Origin of the sequence: Leptothoe sp. PORK10 BA2 (genome assembly GCF_034932105.1) — a bacterium.
Taxonomy (GTDB): Bacteria; Cyanobacteriota; Cyanobacteriia; order Phormidesmidales; family Phormidesmidaceae; genus Leptothoe.
The window spans coordinates 68345-88311 of record NZ_JAYGIG010000008.1 but is presented as its reverse complement, the minus strand read 5'-3'; the positions used below and the strand labels follow the sequence as shown (position 1 = coordinate 88311).

The 19967-nt window shown below is 53.1% G+C and carries 21 protein-coding genes; 8 read left to right on the top strand and 13 right to left on the bottom strand.

All coding sequences use genetic code 11. The annotated features are described in order from the left end of the window. Positions 1-539: 539 nt before the first annotated feature. Positions 540-2051 (top strand): threonine ammonia-lyase, biosynthetic, encoded by a 1512-nt coding sequence (gene ilvA, locus VB741_RS04075; RefSeq protein ID WP_323363869.1) that lies wholly within the window; start codon positions 540-542, stop codon positions 2049-2051. Here ilvA and VB741_RS04070 read toward each other — a convergent pair. The 4 genes from VB741_RS04070 to VB741_RS04055 form a co-directional block, all read right to left on the bottom strand. Further along, complete coding sequence (locus VB741_RS04070) at positions 2030-2803, bottom strand: tryptophan-rich sensory protein (RefSeq protein ID WP_323363868.1); 774 nt, start codon at positions 2801-2803, stop codon at positions 2030-2032. The two genes, ilvA and VB741_RS04070, sit on opposite strands and share 22 nt — an antisense overlap. Before the next feature lie 255 nt (positions 2804-3058). Beyond that, positions 3059-3727 (bottom strand): hormogonium polysaccharide biosynthesis acetyltransferase HpsU, encoded by a 669-nt coding sequence (hpsU, locus tag VB741_RS04065; RefSeq protein WP_323363867.1) that lies wholly within the window; start codon positions 3725-3727, stop codon positions 3059-3061. After that, positions 3727-4671 carry a glycosyltransferase family 2 protein gene (locus VB741_RS04060; protein ID WP_323363866.1) on the bottom strand — a complete coding sequence of 315 codons (945 nt, stop codon included), beginning with the start codon at positions 4669-4671 and terminating at the stop codon, positions 3727-3729. Before VB741_RS04060 ends, hpsU begins: the two co-directional genes overlap by 1 nt. An 80-nt stretch (positions 4672-4751) precedes the next feature. Further along, a complete protein-coding gene (locus tag VB741_RS04055; protein ID WP_323363865.1) occupies positions 4752-5717 on the bottom strand; it encodes a glycosyltransferase family 2 protein in 966 nt (321 codons plus the stop codon). Positions 5718-6027: 310 nt separating this feature from the next. On the opposite strand from VB741_RS04055, the gene deoC reads away from it, so the two are divergent. Both deoC and hpsJ-B read left to right on the top strand, forming a co-directional pair. Continuing rightward, on the top strand, positions 6028-6708 hold the full coding sequence (deoC, locus tag VB741_RS04050) for a deoxyribose-phosphate aldolase (RefSeq protein ID WP_323363864.1): 681 nt from the start codon (positions 6028-6030) through the stop codon (positions 6706-6708). Between the two features lie 246 nt (positions 6709-6954). After that, positions 6955-7737, top strand: a complete 783-nt coding sequence (gene hpsJ-B / locus VB741_RS04045; RefSeq protein WP_323363863.1) for a hormogonium polysaccharide biosynthesis protein HpsJ — start codon at positions 6955-6957, stop codon at positions 7735-7737. Between the two features lie 45 nt (positions 7738-7782). On the opposite strand, the gene VB741_RS04040 is transcribed toward hpsJ-B, so the two are convergent. Next, the gene (locus VB741_RS04040) at positions 7783-9240 is read right to left on the bottom strand and encodes a protein adenylyltransferase SelO (protein WP_323363862.1); all 1458 of its coding nucleotides are present in this window, start codon (positions 9238-9240) and stop codon (positions 7783-7785) included. A 154-nt stretch (positions 9241-9394) separates the two neighbouring features. Here VB741_RS04040 and VB741_RS04035 point away from each other — a divergent pair, with 154 nt between their 5' ends. Continuing rightward, entirely contained in the window at positions 9395-9949 is a 555-nt protein-coding gene (locus VB741_RS04035) for a Uma2 family endonuclease (protein ID WP_323363861.1), read from the top strand. A gap of 15 nt (positions 9950-9964) precedes the next feature. On the opposite strand, the gene VB741_RS04030 is transcribed toward VB741_RS04035, so the two are convergent. From VB741_RS04030 to VB741_RS04020, 3 genes are read right to left on the bottom strand one after another with little or no spacing between them, the layout of a single operon-like run. After that, entirely contained in the window at positions 9965-10225 is a 261-nt protein-coding gene (locus VB741_RS04030) for a hypothetical protein (RefSeq protein WP_323363860.1), read from the bottom strand. Positions 10226-10241: 16 nt separating this feature from the next. Beyond that, entirely contained in the window at positions 10242-10529 is a 288-nt protein-coding gene (locus VB741_RS04025; protein ID WP_323363859.1) for a DUF3593 domain-containing protein, read from the bottom strand. Beyond that, positions 10522-10818, bottom strand: coding sequence for a DUF2499 domain-containing protein (locus tag VB741_RS04020; RefSeq protein ID WP_323363870.1), 297 nt, complete (start codon positions 10816-10818; stop codon positions 10522-10524). Before VB741_RS04020 ends, VB741_RS04025 begins: the two co-directional genes overlap by 8 nt. A gap of 110 nt (positions 10819-10928) precedes the next feature. Here VB741_RS04020 and csaB point away from each other — a divergent pair, with 110 nt between their 5' ends. The 3 genes from csaB to VB741_RS04005 all read left to right on the top strand — a co-directional run bounded on the left by csaB (position 10929) and on the right by VB741_RS04005 (position 14118). Next, positions 10929-11993 carry a polysaccharide pyruvyl transferase CsaB gene (gene csaB, locus VB741_RS04015; protein ID WP_323363858.1) on the top strand — a complete coding sequence of 355 codons (1065 nt, stop codon included), beginning with the start codon at positions 10929-10931 and terminating at the stop codon, positions 11991-11993. Between the two features lie 434 nt (positions 11994-12427). After that, positions 12428-13657, top strand: coding sequence for a hypothetical protein (locus VB741_RS04010; RefSeq protein WP_323363857.1), 1230 nt, complete (start codon positions 12428-12430; stop codon positions 13655-13657). 233 nt (positions 13658-13890) lie between these two features. Then, on the top strand, positions 13891-14118 hold the full coding sequence (locus VB741_RS04005) for a hypothetical protein (RefSeq protein WP_323363856.1): 228 nt from the start codon (positions 13891-13893) through the stop codon (positions 14116-14118). A gap of 68 nt (positions 14119-14186) precedes the next feature. Here the strand turns inward: VB741_RS04005 and hetR are convergent, their stop codons facing one another. The 5 genes from hetR to VB741_RS03980 form a co-directional block, all read right to left on the bottom strand. Beyond that, positions 14187-15095, bottom strand: a complete 909-nt coding sequence (gene hetR / locus VB741_RS04000) for a heterocyst differentiation master regulator HetR (RefSeq protein ID WP_442786286.1) — start codon at positions 15093-15095, stop codon at positions 14187-14189. A gap of 283 nt (positions 15096-15378) precedes the next feature. Then, on the bottom strand, positions 15379-15693 hold the full coding sequence (locus VB741_RS03995; protein ID WP_323363854.1) for a hypothetical protein: 315 nt from the start codon (positions 15691-15693) through the stop codon (positions 15379-15381). A 136-nt stretch (positions 15694-15829) separates the two neighbouring features. Next, positions 15830-17650: an FAD-dependent oxidoreductase gene (locus VB741_RS03990; RefSeq protein WP_323363853.1), complete on the bottom strand. Its 1821-nt coding sequence runs from the start codon at positions 17648-17650 to the stop codon at positions 15830-15832. 91 nt (positions 17651-17741) lie between these two features. Then, positions 17742-18479, bottom strand: coding sequence for a Mo-dependent nitrogenase C-terminal domain-containing protein (locus VB741_RS03985; RefSeq protein ID WP_323363852.1), 738 nt, complete (start codon positions 18477-18479; stop codon positions 17742-17744). Between the two features lie 58 nt (positions 18480-18537). Beyond that, complete coding sequence (locus VB741_RS03980) at positions 18538-19119, bottom strand: YdcF family protein (RefSeq protein ID WP_323363851.1); 582 nt, start codon at positions 19117-19119, stop codon at positions 18538-18540. 230 nt (positions 19120-19349) lie between these two features. On the opposite strand from VB741_RS03980, the gene VB741_RS03975 reads away from it, so the two are divergent. Next, entirely contained in the window at positions 19350-19964 is a 615-nt protein-coding gene (locus VB741_RS03975; protein WP_323363850.1) for a phycobiliprotein lyase, read from the top strand. Positions 19965-19967: the final 3 nt, after the last annotated feature.

Below are 19967 nucleotides of genomic sequence, written 5' to 3'. Positions count from 1 at the left end.
CTGAGTTTGATGCGACCCTTGGGCTTGCTCAAGGAGGTTACCAATTCCTATATTTGGATTACGCTAGCTGATAATCTCTGTAACCTGGGAAAACTCTCTAATTTTTTAAGCCTGAGTAGTTACTGTTTAATAAAGATTTCCAGGCTTTTAAGAGTCTCTCTTTTGTAGAGCAACTTTAACAATTTTCGAGTTTGTAGCTCTGTTAATATGATGTCATTTAAACTTTGTCTGACTTGAAGATTGGAGTGCCCTCACCCTAAATCCCTCTCCCGGGGGGAGAGGGACTTTGACGAGCGATTCAAAATTCCAATTTACAGATATTTGAAGCTCCTGGTTTTCTGTTGGAATTTAGTCTACTCAAGTTTAGGGTGCGGGGCATAGCTCAGCGAAGGAGTGAGTTAACTCCTCTCGTGTTCCTGCTAATGAGCATAGGAGGCTCAACCCCAACCTACATGGGGCTGTATATTTTGATTATGGGTTATGGCAAACCTTAATGGATGCTATGACCTATTGCCCTGCCTACTCACCTTCTCTAATTAATGCAAGCTGACTACCTCAAACGCATCCTCACCGCCCGGGTTTACGATGTTGCCGAAGAAACCCCCCTGGAAATTGCGCCTAATCTTTCTAAACGTCTGGGGAATCAGCTGCTGCTGAAGCGGGAAGACATGCAGTCAGTGTTCTCCTTTAAGCTGCGGGGAGCCTATAACAAAATGGCCCAGCTACCGCCGGAGAAGCTGGCCCGTGGTGTGATTGCTGCCTCTGCGGGTAACCACGCCCAGGGGGTGGCCTTGGGGGCCAAGCGTTTGGGCACCCGCGCTCTGATTGTGATGCCTGAAACCACACCGGAAATGAAGGTGAACGCGGTGAAAGCCCGTGGGGGTGAGGTTGTTCTCTATGGTGAAACTTTTGATGAGGCGTATATCCATGCGCGGCAGCTGGAGCAAGAGCAGGGCATGACCTTTGTCCATCCCTTTGATGATCCGGATGTGATTGCGGGGCAGGGCACCATTGGCATGGAAATTTTGCGACAGCACCAGCAGCCGATCCATGCCATTTTTGTGGCTATTGGTGGCGGTGGTCTGATTTCCGGCATTGCCGCCTATGTTAAACGTCTGCGTCCAGAAATTAAAATTATTGGAGTAGAACCGATTGATGCGGATGCCATGTACCAGTCCCTGAAGCTGGGGCAGCGGGTAAAGCTGTCCCAGGTGGGGCTGTTTGCGGATGGTGTGGCGGTGAGCCAGGTGGGGGAGGAAACCTTTTGGCTATGTCAGCAGTATGTGGATGACATTATTCGGGTGGGTACGGACGATACCTGTGCGGCGATTAAGGATGTGTTTGAGGATACCCGCTCCATTGTGGAACCGGCGGGTGCTTTGGCCATTGCGGGGGCTAAGGCCTATGTGAAACAAACGGGTATCAAGGGTGAAACCTTGGTGGCCATTGCCTGTGGGGCCAACATGAACTTTGACCGGCTGCGGTTTGTGGCGGAGCGGGCGGAGTTGGGGGAACAGCGGGAGGCGATTTTTGCGGTGACGATTCCGGAGCAGCCGGGGAGTTTAAAGCGGTTTTGTGACCACCTGGGTAAGCGGAATCTGACGGAGTTTAATTATCGGATTGCGGATCAGACGGAGGCGCATATTTTTGTGGGTTTGGAGATTTGCGATCGCAACGACGCCATCGCCATGAAGGAGCAATTTGAAGCCAACGACTTTAAAACCCTCGACCTGACCGACGATGAACTGACCAAAATGCACCTGCGCCACATGGTGGGCGGTCGCTCAGCTCTGGCTAAAAACGAGCGTCTATATCGGTTTGAGTTTCCCGAACGACCGGGAGCCCTGATGAAATTCGTCAGCTCCATGAGCCCCAACTGGAATATCAGTCTGTTCCACTACCGCAATAATGGCTCTGACTATGGTCGCATTGTGGCCGGTATCCAAGTGCCGCCCAATGAATTAGACGAATGGCAGGCATTCTTAGAAACCCTGGGCTATCGCTATTGGGAAGAGAACGACAACCCCGCCTACCAACTTTTTCTGGGATAGCGGTGAAAGACCAGCAGCCTGACTAATAATCCGCCTAGCACCGCCACCATCACCAAGGCGGGCAGCCAAATGGTGGGCATGGCAGTATGGCGCTGGACAATGGCCAAATCGGCCCAAACAAATACCAGGGCAAAGGGGATGTCGCGGCGCTGCACCAGGGCGAGGACCGCAATCAGGTTAGCCACCGTCACCATGATGGCGGTCCAGACGGCACCGGATAGGCCCAACTCCTTCAGGCCACTGCCATAGAGGGCGGAGGCCACATTTACCACCGTCGCCACGGAAATCCAAGCCAGATAGATGCTGATGGGACCATGGACCATTTTTCTGCGGCGGCCGTCGGGCTGTTCATCGGCTAACTCACTGTAAGCGGCAATCAGGGCCAGCAAAATCACCCCCATCGCCACCACCGACAGCCAATAAAGCTGCAGGGTAAATAAATAGATCCAGCCTATTTGGGCGACACAGGCCAGAATCAGACACAGGTTAATCCGTCGGATGATCAGCTGTCCCCGCTGTTTCCGGCGCGACTGGTACCAAGCATAGGCAATTAGCCCGGCATAGATCACACCCCAGATACTAAAGGCGTAGTTAGCCGGGGTAATCAGCACCCCACCCAGGGGACCATTGGCTAAATCAGCCACGGTCTGGCCCGCGATGGGAAAAAAGTTTGAAACCGTATTGACCCCTAAGGTGCCAAGAATGGCAACCCAGGTTGCGATCGCTAACCCCCTATCTCCAATGCGACCCATGGCATCCTTACCGGTAATTGCTCAGGTTTTCTCAAGTTATCGTCATCCGATCAATACATTCATCGGATTGCGTTGCCCGTAGTAGCTGTGTTCCATTGTTTCTCACGATCCCCATCTACGATCCCCATCCACGATCTCCACGGTCTCGAACTGTGGGTGATGGCCTGTGGGTGATGACCGGTGGATGAACCCTGGAATTCAAACTATGCTTCAAACTACATTGTGACCCCTAAAGTCTGCTTTTACCAGATGTATTTAAGCGTGAATAATTCTCTTTCTTTGCGGACGACAGGGGGAGCCCATACAAATTTGTTGGGCTGGCATATCTTTGAAAACACTGCTGCGGGCAGCAATCAGAGCATTGGCCCCAATCCGCACACCCGGAGCGACAAAGCAGTCCGTTGCGACCCATGCGCCATTCTCAATCACAATCGGGGCGGTCACCAAGGCGAACCGGGGATCGCTGGGGTCGTGGCTGCCGGTACATAAATAGGACTTTTGGGAAATAACACAGTGTTGTCCCAGACGAATGGGAGCCAAACTATAGAAGGTGACATCTTCCCCCACCCAGCTATAATCGCCAATTTCGACTTTCCAGGGGTAGGTAAACCGAGCCGATGGACGAATCACCACCGCTTTGCCGATTTTGGCACCAAACAGTCTGAGCAAGGCGCAGCGAGGGCCATGGGCCGTATGGAGGGTGAGGGGAAATATCACCGCTTGCACCAGCCACCACAGCATCACGTACCATTTGGGCCGACCCACTTCAAATCCTGGCTGATGGTAGCGACTTAAATCTACCAGAGCTGGCGCACCCAAGGGACGCTCGCCAAATTCTGACCTAGAGGGCGTTTCGACCTTGGGTGCTGATGGTTCTGGACCGGTAGACGGGCCAGTCGGTGGATGGGATTGGCCCTCAGTCATTAGGCATCCCCTACTAACGTGGCTTTGGTCTGTTCCTGGGGTTCTTTTTGGGGTTCCTCCAGGTTGAGGCTGCCCCCAAATCTGAGTTCATAGAGTTTGACGCCAATTTGGTACTCATATTGGCTGAGCAGTCGGCCATAGATGTAGCCAGGATAGCCGTCGAGAAATCCGAGGCGAATCACGTAAAACAGCACAAACCGCAACAATGGTTTGAAGGGTAAACGCACCCAGATTTTCTTGAGAAATCGCTTGCGCTGGACAGAATCGCCAAACAGGTTGGCCCCAATGGTGCCATCGTCCCCCATGCCGGTGAGGATGTTGTAGTACACCCGAGCTTCCCAGTTGGAATAGCGGTTGTGTCGAGCCAGCCAGTGGAATAAATCCCGAAAATCGATGTGGAGCATATCGTTTTTGAGGTAGCCCACCTTGCCCCCTTCCACGACGACATGTTCATGCACTTCGTTATCGCCGGTATTTTGAATCTCTTCGGTATTTAGATTTTCATACCGCCCCTTGGCATGGCGGAAAAAGCGCATGTTCCAATCGGGATATTTGCCCCCGTGGCGAATCCACTTGCCGAGGAAATAAACCCGCCGGTTGAGATAGCAGCCATCTAAGGTGTCTGCGGCGATCACCTCGGCCATTTCCGCCCACAGTTCTGGGGTAATGCGCTCGTCACAGTCTACGATCAGCACCCATTGATTGCGGAACGGTAGGTTATCCAACGACCAATTTTTCTTTTTGGGCCATCGACCATTGAAGTCAAACTGGACCACATGGGCTCCGTAGGATTTTGAAATTTCTACGGAACGATCTTCACTGTGGGAGTCCACCACGAATACCTCGTCTGCCTGGGCGACGCTTGCTAGACAAGCAGGCAGGTTGGCTTCCTCGTTTTTGGCAGGAATCAGCACAGAAACTGGAATTTTGGCGGCGGCTGTCATGGGTAGATGGGAGATTAAGGAACGGTAAGGGAGGGGACGTAACGTTGTTTGGGGGAGGGATGCGTTACATGACGGATGAGTTACATGACGGATGAGTTGGTGGGCTGTTTGGCCAGTGAGTTAGTGGGGGGCTTGACTAGATATCGCAGTACGCTCCCTAGGTAGCCCAGTTGACCATAGGCATAGGCCAAATTTTCAAATCGCTGGGCCGGATTGTTAGCGTATTTAACGGTTTTGTAAACGCCGCGAATCAGGCGTTCTCCCCCCCAGAGTAGTTGGGGCACACCAGCCTGGCCCGATACTTGTTCACGGTAACACTCACTAATGCCTTGCCACCAGCTGCGGCTGAGAAACCAGCCTGGCTTGAGTCTGGCGGGGGATACATTGTGGGCGGCCAGGGCGTTGGGGACGTAGACCACATGCCAGTTGTGTTTGAGGGCGAGCTGGGTCATGTGCAGCTCTTCGTTAGAAAGTAGGTTGGTGCCCACCCGGCCGAGGTTGATGTCAAACCCGCCCACGGAGTCGAGGAAGGCTTTTCGTAGGGAATAGTTCAATCCCCGAGGGGTGAGGCTAGGATTTTTGATTTTCTGGACTTGATCTCCTAAATCGTAGGCCCCTAAGCCGCTGGCTAGATCATCGGAGAGCCAGGCCGGTGGTTGGCTGATGTTGGGGGGCCACAGGAGGGTGACTTTGCCGCCTGCGATCGCAACCTTAGGATCATTTTGATAAACCTCCAGCAGGGAGGCCAACCACTGGGGGCAGGCCTCAGCATCATCATCCAGGTAGGCCACAATATCGCCCTTAGCGGCATTGGCCCCAGTATTCCGGGCACTAGACAAGCCTAAAGTGGCCTCATACACGTAGCGCAACCGAGGATCCGACAGCCGCTGCTGGACAACTTCTGTGGTGTTATCGGTGGAAGCATTGTCCACCACAATCACCTCAACATTATCAAGGGTTTGGTCCAGCAAACTATCAATCGCCGCCCCCAAGTATTGAGCGCGATTATGGGTACAAATAATGGCAGAAATAACTAACTCAGCCATAGCAGTGTTGACTAAAGGAATAAATAAAGAACGAACTAGGCTGAACTGACAATCAACCAGGATCAACCACGGGATCAGGCGATGCAGGCTTTCGACTGCTGTCAACTTCTGATGGACGAGCTATTGTGATCTCAATCAAAATTCCCGCTTTGCTAATGATGTCCTCATTAAACTTTACTGAAATTACGCAATTGAAACCGATCCATCAAGTTTGTTTTATCTACTCTTCAAACGTGTAAAATCTCCGAGCGATGGTCGTCATCGTCGAGTCTCCCCTGATTTTTCGCCGCTAATCTTTTAGCCCCAACCCATGAGCACCTCCCCAGACATTGACCTTGCCCCCTACATCGACCATTCTCTACTGATGCCCACTGCTACGTCAGAGCATCTGGATCACTGGTGTGAAGAGACCCAGCGCTATGGCTTCGCTAGCATCTGTGTCTATCCAGTGCATGTGCAACGGGCCGTTGAAAACCTCCATGAAAGCAAGGCCATTGTCAGCACTGTCATCGGGTTTCCCACTGGCGCAGACACTCCAGGTAGCAAACTTTTCGCTGCCCAAGAAGCCACCGACAACGGAGCTACGGAACTGGATGTCATGATTAACCTTGGCTGGGTCAAATCTGGCCAGTTAGAGCGGGTGTACACAGAATTAGCCCAAATTGTCGAAGCTACGGGGCAATGTGTGAAGGCCATTTTGGAAATGGCATTACTGACCGAAGCTGAGAAACGCGCGGCAGCTGATGTTTGCATAGATGCCGGTGTGCAGTTTCTCCAAACCAGTACCGGCTGGAATGGAGGAGCTACCGTCGAAGACATTCGCCTCCTCAAAGACATCACCCGGGGGCGGGCGGGCATTAAGGCCTCGGGCGGCATTCGCACCCCAGACCAAGCCCTCATGCTGATTGAAGCAGGGGCCAATCGCTTAGGCACCTCCCGAGGGCCGGACATTTTGCGCCAGCGCTCAGCAACACCCGAGCCGGCCCATTAAAGGCCACCCACTAAAATGTCTACTAAAATGTCCACGGCTATGTTTTATCTCTATTGGTGACCATCGGTATCAAAAAAACTAATTATTTTTTCTAGAAACCTTTTCCTAACGGGGACCATGTCGGGCACTATTAAATAGACCTGATTCCCATTCAGACCCGTACCTTTCCGTAAGGGCAAACCCCAGGGGTTTAACTTGGATGTGGGTTCGCCATTAACCATAGCTGTAGCCTCTCGTAATCACCCTATGACTTCCTCTGCAAAACCTATAGGCAATGCCCCCTCTCCCATTGCTGCACTCGCCCTCAAGCTAGTGGGTGGCATTACTATTTTGGCCGCCCTAGTGGATTTTCTGGTGCTGCTTTTTCCACCAGATTTACTTAACCGCACCTGGCAAATCACCACAGCTACACAGCTGGTCGATCGGGGCATCGTTCCCCTGGTGGGGATTGCCTTACTATTCACCGGATTCTGGATCGATAGCTTTGTCAGCGGCAAGCGTAGTGGCGGCAATATCATGCTGGACGCTCGATTTTGGACCTGTCTGTTGGCCTGCATTTTAGGGTTTATCTTTGTGGTGTTAACGCCCGTGCATATCAATAATGTGCGTTTGCAGAGTAAAGATGCCCTGACCCAGGTTTCCACGGAGGCTACAGAGGCCGCCACTCAATTAGAACAGCGCTTAACGGCTGAGGTGGACCAGCAACGCAATCAGATCACCAGTTTATTGAATAACCCAGAGCAATTTGAGCAGCTGGTGGCGAACGGCAATGTCACCGCTGAACAAGCCGCCCAAATTCGCCGGTTTGAAGGTAATCCAAGCTCATTAGATGAGTTTCTTGCGGGGCAAGCTTCCGAACTGCGAACTCGCCTAGAGACGGAAATTGGCTCCCGTCGCGAGGAAGCCACCCGGCGTGTCCGGACCGAAGCGACCAAGGCCAGCATTCGCATTCCCCTGAGTAGCATTTTGTTAGCCATTGGCTATCTTGTGATCGGTTTTAGCGGCATGAAACGCCTGTTTGTGATTTAGCCTGTTTGTGATTTAGATAGTTCTACATGCATCAGCGTTCCCCCATTAATTGGCAAACGGCTGTTGAATCTTGGCTAACAGGTCATAAAACGGTTGCCAGTTGTCCTCAGCTACGATTGGTTCCCAAATGGCTTCAATTTCAGGTCTGAGTAGAATCGTTACCGGGTTGCTCCGGTGTAAGCATTGCCCCACTTGCTGCACCTCAGTGGCTGACAATGTGGTCAAACAGGTGTGATAGTGCAGCCGCCAAGCGTCTAATAATGTGGTCGCATCGTCAGTTGCATTTTCATCAGAGTGATCAGCCGTCCCTTGGAGGATGTGCTCAGGGCCGTCGCACCATTGCGCCGAAAACTGGCTCGTCAAGCCTGTAAAAAAGTCGTGGTAGCCCATGCGGGTGCTTTCTAGCAGTTCCAACGTGAGCCGCAGGAGTTCATCCCCCAGTTCTGGCAATAACTCTTCAAACCCTAATTTAGCCAGCATTTTCTGTTTGTAGGCGGTGTAATAATGCCCTCGGTAGGAGGCCAGACCCGTCTCTAATGCATCGCCGACCATAATCAACTTGAGTGGTTTCTGCAGCATGGCCAGATTCCACTCACAGATCCGGGGCTGATTGCCATAGCTGTAGCGTCCTCCATAGTCAAAGTAAGCGGCCGTAAACCGTGGGTCAAACTGGTCCATAAAGGCATAGGGACCATAGTCAAAGCTCTCCCCAGTGATGGACATGTTGTCGGTGTTGAGCACGGCATGGCAAAAGCCCACCGACATCCATTGCGCCGTTAGCTGAGCTACTCGTTGCACTAGCTCGGTATAAAACTGGCCATAGCGTTCCTGGGGATCTGGCACCGCCAGTAAGTGGTTGTAGTAAACCTCAATCACATGGTCCAGTAGGGTCTGCATGAGGTCGCTACGTCCCAGGTAATGCAGTCGTTCAAAGGTGCCAAAACGGATGTGGGACTGGCTAAAGCGCACCATGACCGAGGATCGGGTTGGCGATGGTTCATCACCCCGCCACAGTCTTTCCCCTGTTTCCACCAGACTCAAGCAGCGGGATGTATTCACCCCCAGGGCATGGAGCGCCTCAGACGCTAGGACTTCCCTCACCCCACCCTTGAGGGTCAATCGTCCGTCCCCACTGCGGGAGTGGGGCGTTGTGCCAGAACCTTTGGTGCCAAAGTCATAGAGCACCCCATCGGTGCCCCGCACTTGGCCATAGAGAAAGCCCCGACCATCCCCCAACATGGGATTGTAATCGCCAAACTGATAGCCGTGGTAGCGCAGGGCCAATAGGGGCGAACGTTGCTGAAATTGGCCAAAGGCTTCAATAAAGTCAAAATCGCTAACGGTTTCAGGCGGTAATCCTAGCCGGGGCAGCAGATCATCATTGCGAAAACGCAGAATGTGTTGCGGAAAATCGGCGGCGGCAACAATGTCGTAGTAGTCATCCCCTAGAGCTTCTAGGGCGGGCTCATAGGTCAGATTTAGAAAAGGGTTCTCAAGGCTCAAGGCATGGGGGTAGTATAGCGTCAGCTTTAGTATCGGATACTCTGTAAATTTGTGCTCAACAGTCCCATCACAACAGAGTATCCATTCCAGATATCCTAGGCCATGAGTGGGGATACTATTCCTCGCTCTAGATTACTTTTTCCTTTGTCAGCCTATGTCGGTCGTTTTAGCAAAATGGACACTAGACGACTATCACCGCATGACCGCTGCGGGGATTTTGGATGGTCGCTCGGTGGAACTATTAAATGGGGAGATAGTCACCATGGCACCCGAAGGGCCTGAGCATGCTTTTCTAGGTGATGAAGGGGGTGACTATTTGAGTGAACTTTTGGGTAAACGGGCGAAGGTGCGTGAAGGTCGCCCCGTTACTCTACCGAATCAGTCAGAACCTGAGCCCGATCTGGCCGTGGTCAGACCGCTGGGGGACATTTATCGTCAGCGACATCCCTATGCTGAGGACGTTTTTTGGGTAATTGAGTTTTCTAATACGAGTCTGGCAAAAGATTTAGAAGCCAAGCGCCGAGCCTATGCTGCTGCGAGTATTCCAGAGTACTGGGTGGTGAATCTGCAAGAGCGAAACATCGTTATTTTGAGACAACCTGAGCAGGGCGACTATCAAGCTCAGCAAGTCCTGAGTAGGGGTGACATTCAGCTAGTTGCGTTTCCGGACGTGACTGTTTCTATTGCTAGAATTTTGGGGGAGTTGTAAGAACGCTCTCGCTGACTAAGTTAGACACCAGTTAGATACCCGCCATTGGTTCAAATCAATCCTACGGGGTTGTCCGGATTGCCAGCGGGGATAGTCATTACCCAGGTATAGGACGAGATCTGGAGTACCAGCGGTTTCTTTGTCTTTTTCAATCAGACGCCGACCGATGGAGCTGGCTACCTGGTCAGGATGAAGGCTGAACCAGAATCCTAGAAGGATAGTAAATAAATTGCAAATCGTAGCGTGGTTAATGCCCTTTTGCCCTATCTTTTCCATGGTTATTGCCGCTACCTCAGCTGTCTTTCAGTTTCTGAACTGCGTTTCTAAAGCCTAACACCACCAAAATGTTGGAGAGGGTGAGAAAAAATTCAGCGCTGCCGTGGAGCCAGTCTACATTGGCTAGTTCCATCCCATAGGCTTGTTGGGCGTAGATGCCTGCCGGAATGGTCACTGCGACAAACACCAGCAGTACATAGAACCCGATCAGGGCCAGCCGGGGAGTTTGGCCGGACTTGGTGACAAAGTAGAGAAACCCCAGATAGGGAAACAGGGAAACTGCAAACAGGGTTTCTTTAGACATGGGCTTGTCTCCAGATGTACCAGGCGGCGGCGCAGGCGGTACAGTTGCCGACGACGGTCATGGCTGCTTGCAAAATTACTAACCAACCTAGGGCTGGCGAATTGTCGAAAAAGTGCCAGGTGCAGGCACACATGGCGCTGATCAGGGCTGGAAGCATGCCAAAGGACAGCCACTTCCAGGCAGGCCAACCGCTGACATCGGCGAACTGCCAGATGAAATAGATGGCGGCGATCCACTCAATCACGCTGGAAACATGGACCATCCAAGTGGGCAATGAGAGCGCATGCATAGGCAAAAAGGCAATCGGCATGTAGGGTAGGCATTGCCCACCGTTCGATGGTGAACGGGCAAGTCTTCGCGATAATCTTAGCAGGACAGTAAGGGAACAACGGTGTAAACATGCGAGCAGTGTTGTGTGGATACTATGGTATGGGCAATAGCGGTGACGAGGCCCTGCTGGCAACGCTGTTGCAGTTGTTGCCTCGGTCTGTCACCCCCCTAGTGCTTTCTGGCAACCCGGAGGAAACGGCCCGGCGCTACGGGGTAGAGGCGGTGCCAAGGAAGTCACTGCCGGCTGTTTGGTCGGCCCTCGGTCGTTCCCAGGCATTTATTTGGGGTGGGGGTAGTCTGATGCAGGATGCCACCAGTGCGGTCAATCCGCTTTACTACGGTGGGTTGATGAAGCTGGCCCAGGGGATGGGGCTGATGACTATTGCTTGGGGACAGGGGATTGGTCCCCTACATCGGCGCAGTAGTCGGTGGATCACCCGTTGGACTTTGCAAAATTGTGATGGGGTTAGTGTGCGAGATGGGGCTTCGGCTCAGCTGTTGACCGATTGGGGCATTCCCTGCCAGCTAGCGCCAGATCCGGTCTGGGCGCTTAAGTCGTCCCACTTGCCAGGGTTTGCCAATTTACCGGCCCCTCGGGTGGCTGTTGCCCTGCGGGGCCATGTCCACCTTACGCCTGAGCGATTGGCCCATTTGACTAAAGCCATTGCTGATTTTCAGACCGCGACCCAGACCTGTGTGGTGCTGTTGCCATTTCAGCCGGTGAAAGATGGTGCGATCGCAACCCACATAGCCCAGCATCTCAGCGGCCCCTACGAAATCATCCAAGTGACCAACCCGGCTCAGCTCAAGGGCGTTTTTCGCGGCATTGAGCTAGCCATTGCCATGCGGTTTCACGCGGTGGTGATGGCGGTGGCCGAGGGCTGTCGTTGCTTTGCCATTAGCTATGACCCCAAGGTCACCCAGATTGTTCAGGAGCTATCGCTCCCTGCCTGGGGCTTGTCCGCCGCAGAACCCCTGCCACTCATCCCCGATAATGCCAGCACCATGACCCAGCAATGGCTCGAACATTACGCCAATGGCGAGGGCCTGAGCGATGTGCAAGTGCGCTCCCATGTCGATCGCGCGCTTCTACATGCTGCCTTACTCAGCCAAACCCTAGCCAAAACGCCCTAACCTACGGCCCCTGCCGCCCCCACCGCTTTTGCCACCCAGCCCCCCAGGCTTTTCTCCTCTGTAAGGTAATGTAAAGTACCTTAACTTTTGATACGTTTTCTGGTATCGGAAAAATGCCTCGATTCCTTGGTTTACAGGCAATTTTTGGCAATTGACTGGTGTTAATCAAATTTTCTGTGTTAACACTGTGGAGAGATTAGCGTAAGATGCCATCGTCATCCGCTTTACCATCGCGGTGCTCTACAATGTCCAATCCAGCTAGGTCAAGTGATAGCCTTTTCGATCAAGAGGGCGAATCCTGGGACATTTTGTCCCATGAGGCACAGTTGTCTGTTGAACAATCAGATAACAATGGCTGGCAGACTGTCCATTTCCCAGGCACAATAGCCGTCGACCAACTTTCAGGGCCCACCCCTCATTTGCGGACCAACGCTATGGATTCTTCGAGCACTCACCCAAGCAACAGTACCTCTAATACCTCCATGTCTAGTCGTCAGGCCTCTACCCTCGAGCACTCTAGTCAGCGTGAAGCTGAGTTGCTCAACTTAGTCCGAGACCTGAACGAATGTAACGATGTGCTGTTGGCTAAGGTATCTCAGCTAGAAGATTCTCTTGAGCGATCGCAAGCAGCTCTCCAAGCTGAAATCGATCGGGCTGGTCCATCGGTAGCCGATCGTGAGATTGTCCAGCTCGTGACGGAACTCGAACAAAGCAATCAGTCCCTACAGCATTACCAACTGCGTAGCGAAACCCTGCAAACAGAACTCAACGCCTTGCGAGAGCGCAGCGCCCAGCTAGAAGCTGAGCACACTGCCCTCCTGCAACAACATACTGAGCAGTCCCAGGAATTATGGCAGTCCAACACCAACTGTCGTGATTTGAGGGCACGCCTCCAGCGTCAGCAGCGCTATACCCTACAGTTCAAAGCGGCCCTAGAAAAATGCCTCACCATGTCCAACGAGTCATCCCACAGCGCTATAGCTGTGGATGCGGCGGCCATGGCCATGGCCATGCCCAAGATTGATGAGATTCGTCCTTGGGAATCCGCCCTAGGCCATGGCAAGCTAGACCCCCAGCTGGAGTCGATGATTCGGGGTGTCCATGGCACGCAGACTGCCCCAGTCACCACCCTAGATCACGAAGCAGAGGACCAGCTGTGGCATGATTTGGCGCGGGTGATGGATCCATTAGACCCATCTGAGCCGCTGCCCCCTGCCTCAGGGATGCAGGAGGGGGCAACCCAGGGCACCTCTCGCTTAGAGAACACTTTGGATGACAGCTGGAGTGACAGTGCTAGCCAGTTTACCGAACCCTCTCCCTGGCTCGACGAACCTAGCCTATCCACACCTAGTCACCCCACCGTGATTGTCCTCGATGACTCGGTTGAGGGTAGTTCAGCCGCTAATCAGCAGCAGGATAATCTGGTTGAAAGCCCAGGGTTGTCTTCTCAGCTGTCTCCCCAAGCGAATGAAATCCTTAACCGACTCCAAGCGACTAAGACCGTTGCAGCGGCTGACACTTACTTGCCTGCCATGTCTGTCCAAAGCAGTCCATCGCCCCTAGTCAATCCCCTCAAACCGCAAAAGCGCAAAGGGTCCTTGGCGGCTATCGATTTACCCAGTTTTCCTCGGCTCAGTCAACCGTCTTCCCCAGCCAAGGTGTGAGAGAAGCTTTATTCGTGATTCCTTAAAAAAAAATCTTTTTCTGAGTCAACTTAGGTTAGACTTTGTTAACTTCTGGTCAATATGTAAGTGTGACAGGTAGCTATTACCTGCTATCGCTGGCTTATAAGCATATCTATGATAGCTTTGCGCCCCGGAAAATTTGTCCAGAAAGGTATCCTGCGGGTTTGCCTGAGCCCCTCAGGCGGCGATTGCATCTTACCCATACACATAATATGAGTCCGTCATCTTTAAAAACTGTTTTAGAAAGCTCGCCATCAGCTAAGGCTGTCAGTGAAGCCCACATCGTCACAGCCATTCTCAACGTCATTGAGACCGCTCGGTCCCAAGGACAAACCTTGGATGATGTCATCACCGAACTAATGGCAGATGATGCCCTGTTGGACCCTAAGAGTCGTCACCTGCTGGGGGATATTCTGACCCAGGCATGGAATACTCTTTGAAGGATTTTGAAGGATTAATTTGACAGATTGAGGGATTGATTAGAGAGATTGAGGGGACTCAGTTGACTTCAGGTAGCGTCCACATTGTTGTCCCCTACGGCCATTTGTAACACCATGGGTTCGCCGCCGGACTGGTGATATTTATCGGCCCATTTTCGTAAGAGCAGATCTAATTCGTCCAGGGCCTGTTGCCGATGTTCCGATGGAATATCAAGGGATTCCAGAACCCTCATGGTGCCGTCTTTGCGGGCCACCCATTCATGCATGATGCGAAAATAGCGAGCCGTATCTTCGATCATGGTATAAGTTCTTTCCGCATCATCCGATGGAATGTAGGAAGCTCGCGCTAGGGCGTAAAAGGGCATGCCCCATGGCGAGTCAATGCGGGATACGGTGCCTGAATAAATCAGACGTCGTCGGATATGTTCTGCCAGAGCTTCACTGAGGGGAAGCTGACGTTCGCTGGGAACAGATTCTTGGGAGCGGGCGTGGAGAAACTCAATCAGCTCGGCAAATTGAAATGATGTAATCAGTTGGGCCTCTGGCAAATTTGGCGGCAGCTTTTTCTCGATTTGAGCCTTCTCTTCCGATGTCAGGTTTGTTCCAACTAGTTTGGAATGTCCTGGGGTCCAGGGATATTGTTCGAGCCAAACGTAGGGAAATTGAATCAGATAACCAGGTTCCTGCGCCCCCAGCATTTTTAACAATTTACCTTCACCCAAGGCCTGTTGTATTTCTTCTACGATGGCTTTGACCCGTTTGGGTTCAATGTGGTGTAGATGCCCCGTCATGCGCAGGTTTTGTCCCTGCTCCATATAGGTGGTATAGATGGCACATTTAGCCGCCGTAGCTGCGGCATCTAGGAATGCCCCGTGACGATGCCCGCCAGTACGCATAGCGCTGAAGGCGAGGTACATCATGATCTGATCAATGGCGCTGGGCTCTAGACGCTTGATCAGCTCGGCATCAGTAGTCATGGGTGATTGGACATTGGTCATGGAGGACTCTCAGGGATAGATACACACTGATTGTGTAGACGGATGTGCAGACAAAATAGTTTAGTGGGACTAGGCTACCTCAGGAAGTACCAACTTTTTTTGATTTGTTCAATATGTCAATATGACGGGGGAACTTATAGGGTAGTCGTTAATTTATGCACTAGGTCGTAACGGTTAGCGTAAAACTTTTTTTGATTTATATCTATAGTTTTTCCATAGTGCTTTGTTTGTTGGCGGTCGGAACAAACTAGCTGGGATGTTTTTAGGCGATCAAACGACCGCTGCCTCGGTAGGCTTGTTCGGTGGAGATGCGTCCGCTGCCCCGGTAGGCTTGTTCGGTGGAGATGCGCCCGCTGCCTCGGTCGGCTACACGGTCAGCCAGACCGGTGTTGATGCGTCCGCTACCCCGGTCAGCTAGCGCATGGTCAGCTAGTCCGGAGGAGATGCGGCCACTGCCTCGGTCACTTATTTGCTCAGTTTGAATCCGGCCACTGCCCCGCTCAGCTAGTTGACTATTAGGGGAGGTAACAACCAAACCTAAGATGTTGAAAACGCTGATGATAGCAGCAACTGACATTACCGATAGAGATATTCTCATGGGTCAGAAAGTGAGTAGTATTGCTACTTTCTGAATACATGGAATTGACAAATCGCTCAGGAAAAACTAAGTGAAAAATGTGTGGGTGATGCCACTGAACTTTCTGTTGTTGTTGCTACTTTTCCTCAATTTTGGTGATGCTATGGACTAAAATCCAGCCTCCACCCCCATTATGAATGCCTTGAACGGCAAGGGTACTGCCGTCGATTGCCTGGGTTAACTGCTGGACGGCTAGGGGGGTGATGGCGACGAGCATTAGGGTTTGGTGGGTATTGCCCATGGGACAGATTAGCTGGTGACTTTGGTTTTCTCCTGCTTGATACTGCCCGCGAAATGTTTTGGCGGTGGGAGGGGACAAGGCTGTGGGAGCTTGAGCTAGATCTGGATTTAAAGAGTATGTAAAGCCACTGCTGGGATAGGTGTGGGGCTCGCGGAGGTAGGCTGCTTGGTATTCCATCCAATGCTCGTCAGTGGGCAATAGATCAAAACAGGGTACTACCATGGCAGGGGCCTGGGGATCTTTGAGTAGGGCCTGCTGTAAGGACCGGATGGATAGGTGGCGCGGCTGGCAGCCCCGTTGTAAGCACAGGGCCGCTGCGGCCCCAGCGGCTTGACCAATGCCGAGGACAACGGGCTGGAGTCGGGTGGCACCGTTGGCAATGTGGGTGACTGAAATGTTTTTGTCACAGGCTAATAGGCCATCGATTTCCGCTGGGACCAAGGCCCCGTAGGGAATGGTGAAGGGGGTGCCGGTCCACCGTCCACCCCAGCGGATGGCCTTGGGGGCTAGGGGCATGGCAAAGCCAGGATAGTGGTGATCGTTGGGGTAGTTGCCGATTGCGATCGCATCCACTTCCCCCGCTCCATTCACTGGCAGTGGGGCCACCTGCCCTCCGGCTATGGGCAAAATATCCTGCTCCTTTACCGTCGTCAGGCCCACCAGCCGTCGACCCTCGCGGTAGTAGGGGTATAGGGCATAGGCCCCGCCCCCCGGAGTGCCCTCCAGCTGAGGGAATACCCCTTGGGCCAAGCCATAGTTAGGCCCCAGCTCTGTTTGAATCACATGGGCAAATTGTTGGCTGTGGTGCTTCGCCTCTTGCCAAAAGTCATGGCGAGCTGAGTCCGACCCAATCAGGCGATCTAGCTTCACCCCATAGTCATTGCCCTGTTGGGGCCAGTTGATCATGAAGCGATTGCCCGGCAGTCGGCCATAGTTGAGAAACTGCTCTGGACCGTAGCCGTCCCAGGCCCCTGAAAAATCCGCCGAGATCCCCGCCGATGGAATTGTTGGGGCCGTTGTGCCTAGGCCGTAGTCTTGCATCACCACCACCCAGGTGGGGGACTGCACCGGATATTTTTTAATGGCTGGTGCCAGGGGGTCGGTGGGGTCGCTGAGGGATTTGGGTGCGCTGGGTTCCTGCCATTGGTCCTGGGGTTCCCATCCCCAGCGATGGGGTACATTCCCCAAGGCCAATAGATCCCCTAGGTCAGTGCCGTCAATGGTGATGGTGGCTTCCACCGAAAATGAGTCAAACTCCACCCCTGTGACCCGCTCCGCCGATCGCAACACCGCCTGCGGCCGATGGCCCCAACGCCAGGTCAAATTGGGTAGGGCGGCCACCCAGTCGGCAAATATGCCCGCTCCCACGGCGGGCTCATAGGTAAAGAAGCTGACCCAGCCATGGTGCAGTCCACCGGGCTGACGCCGTTCCAGCTCCCGTAAAAAGGCTCCCCACAGTCCTGTCTGAAAGGCGGCTAACTCATTGCCATCTGGGGCCGTCACCCCTGCTGCCGTGAGCATGCCCCCCAACCAGGGCCATTCACTCACCAGGAGTACCTCAGCCCCCAGCCGTGCCGCTTGAATGGCCGCGGCTGTGCCGCCTGTGCCGCCGCCGACTACGAGGACTTCGGTTTTTAGTCGCTCACCATTGCCCAATCATCGTTATGGTGGGCATAGCCCACCCTCCAATTTTTAAAATTCAATCTAAATTTGAAATTCTGGCTTAAGCCCCTTACTTTTAAGCCCCTTATAAATAGGCTGTTATGTCTTCACCCAGGTCATCTGCCAGGTGGGTGAGGGCGCGAAATCTTAGCCCTACCATTTGTTCATAGAGAGGGTTGAGCTTACACATGGGGGGGATATGGACCACCTTTTTGCCAAACAGGGTGACGTCCCGTTCAAAGGGGCATTGGGAAGGGATCATTTTGCACACAAACCGAGCGAGACGAGGATCGTCTACGTGCAGCTGGTCGAGCCATTCACGAACGGGTTTGAGGGGGTCAGGACCGGCGGCTTTGGCTGAGGGCGGCGTGAGGGGACTGGCTGCTGCTGTAGGACTGCTTTCCTCTGCAGTGCTGGTGCCGGGCTGGACTTCTTCCTGGACCTCGTGCAGATTGTACAGGGTGGACTGGAGGGCCTGTAGGACCGCCGTATCGAGGTTGAGGGCCTGGCAGAATTCCATTAGGACTTTGTCTTCGGCGGCGGAGTAGAGGCCATCTGCGATCGCAACCATCACCCCCATGCGCAAAAAGTTTTCAGCTGCGATGGGATTGGGTGTAAAAATGGCCGCTAATTCGGCCGGTTTAATCGGCTCAAAGGTTTGGAAATCAAGTTTGGGAGCAAACTCCACCTCCATCATGGTGTGGATCAGGTCTTTCTCTTGCTGATCAAACTCACCATCGGCCCATGCAATGGCCAACAGTCCCCGTAACCAGCCTTTAATTTGCTCTTCAGTGTAGAGAGATTTATCCGATGTAGAGGCCATAGCCAACCTTGAAAAACATCAATATATTTACTCCAGGTACTCCTAGGCTGCCCCAAGGCTAAGGATGAGCAGGCAGTTTGGACGATAGCTGCGCTAGTTCAGAGCCCGTTTTACCCGTAAACACCCATAAAATTGAGCGGCCCCCATCCCTTAGACTCCGCAGCAACGGTTCCGGCGGGCGCTCAGAGGCTACCGGCAACGACTTATAGTGAATCCCCCGACTCCCTAAAACGATGGCGGCAATGGTGTTTGCCCGGCGCATATGGTAGTCCGACGTAATCAGATAAACGCTTTGAATGCCCAGACGCTCAAAATCGTCCACTAGGGTGGTGAAGTTGGTTACCGTATCCACCGCTCGATAGTCTAAGTGCAAGCGATCGAGGGATACCTGGGATTCTTGGAAGACCCAGGTGGAATACTCCGGGTTGGCCCCGGAGGAGATCCACACCTCCAGCTCAGGATTTTCCGTAGCAAACTGGGCGGCAAACTCCTCCCGTTTGGCATCTCCCCCCAGGACCAAGGCAGCTGTGGGGGATACCAGGCGACTGCTTACATGCCATTGCCCCAGCCAAAGTCCTGTGGCCAAAAGCAACACAGACGCTAGGGTGAGGCGACTTCTTTTTCGACGCACCTTGGGCACCGATGGACTCCTTGAGCTGGGTTAGTTGAACTGGGGAATGAGTAGGGGAAATGACAGTATTTTTACTCTAACGGAGGTTAGTCTTTCTCCGGATGAAACGATGGTCTTGTTTTAACAATAGATTTTAGCCAATGATGGGAGCTGATAGAGCTTAACCATTTGGAATCAGCCATGCGTGGTGGATAGTCTAGGTTTATCATGGAGGAAAGCATTAATCTTGATCGCACTCCATGGATGTAATGGAATTTTTCCGGCGTAGTGCTGGTCAATGGCACTCCCAGCGCACCACCCACCATCTGCCCTTTCGCCGGGCTGAGCTGGGGGGCTCTAATATTACCGTCGAAGCCCTTGATCAGACCCACGAAAAAGTTATTGCCATCTGTGAACTCCATGAAATTGACCCTGCCCTAGCGGTGGGTGGGGCCTATGTCACCTGGAATGGGGCCATGGCCTGGGACCGGGAGGGGGAGGAAAACCACGCCGGCACAACGGTTTTTGCCCTGGTGCCCGACGCGGATAGTCCCCAGAAGGGGCGTTTGCTCAGGGAGCGGGGCTACGCTGAGATTGTCCCTGTGGTGGGTCGCTACGAAATGGATGATGAGGACGGTCTGATTTTAGATACGGAATATGACACCATGAGTTCCGTCGAGCGGTTTTGGTTTGTCACGCCGGATTTGCGGATGCGCAGCAGCATTGTGAAGCGGTTTGGGGGGTTTAATACGGCCTCGTTCTGTGCGGAGACGCGGATGGTGGACGGTCAGCCGGTGGCGGTGACACCCTTGGGGGATGCGGCAGCCGTTGAGGCGTTTGAGCAATCGTCCCAGTTGGCGGCCATGGGCTGGTAGGGG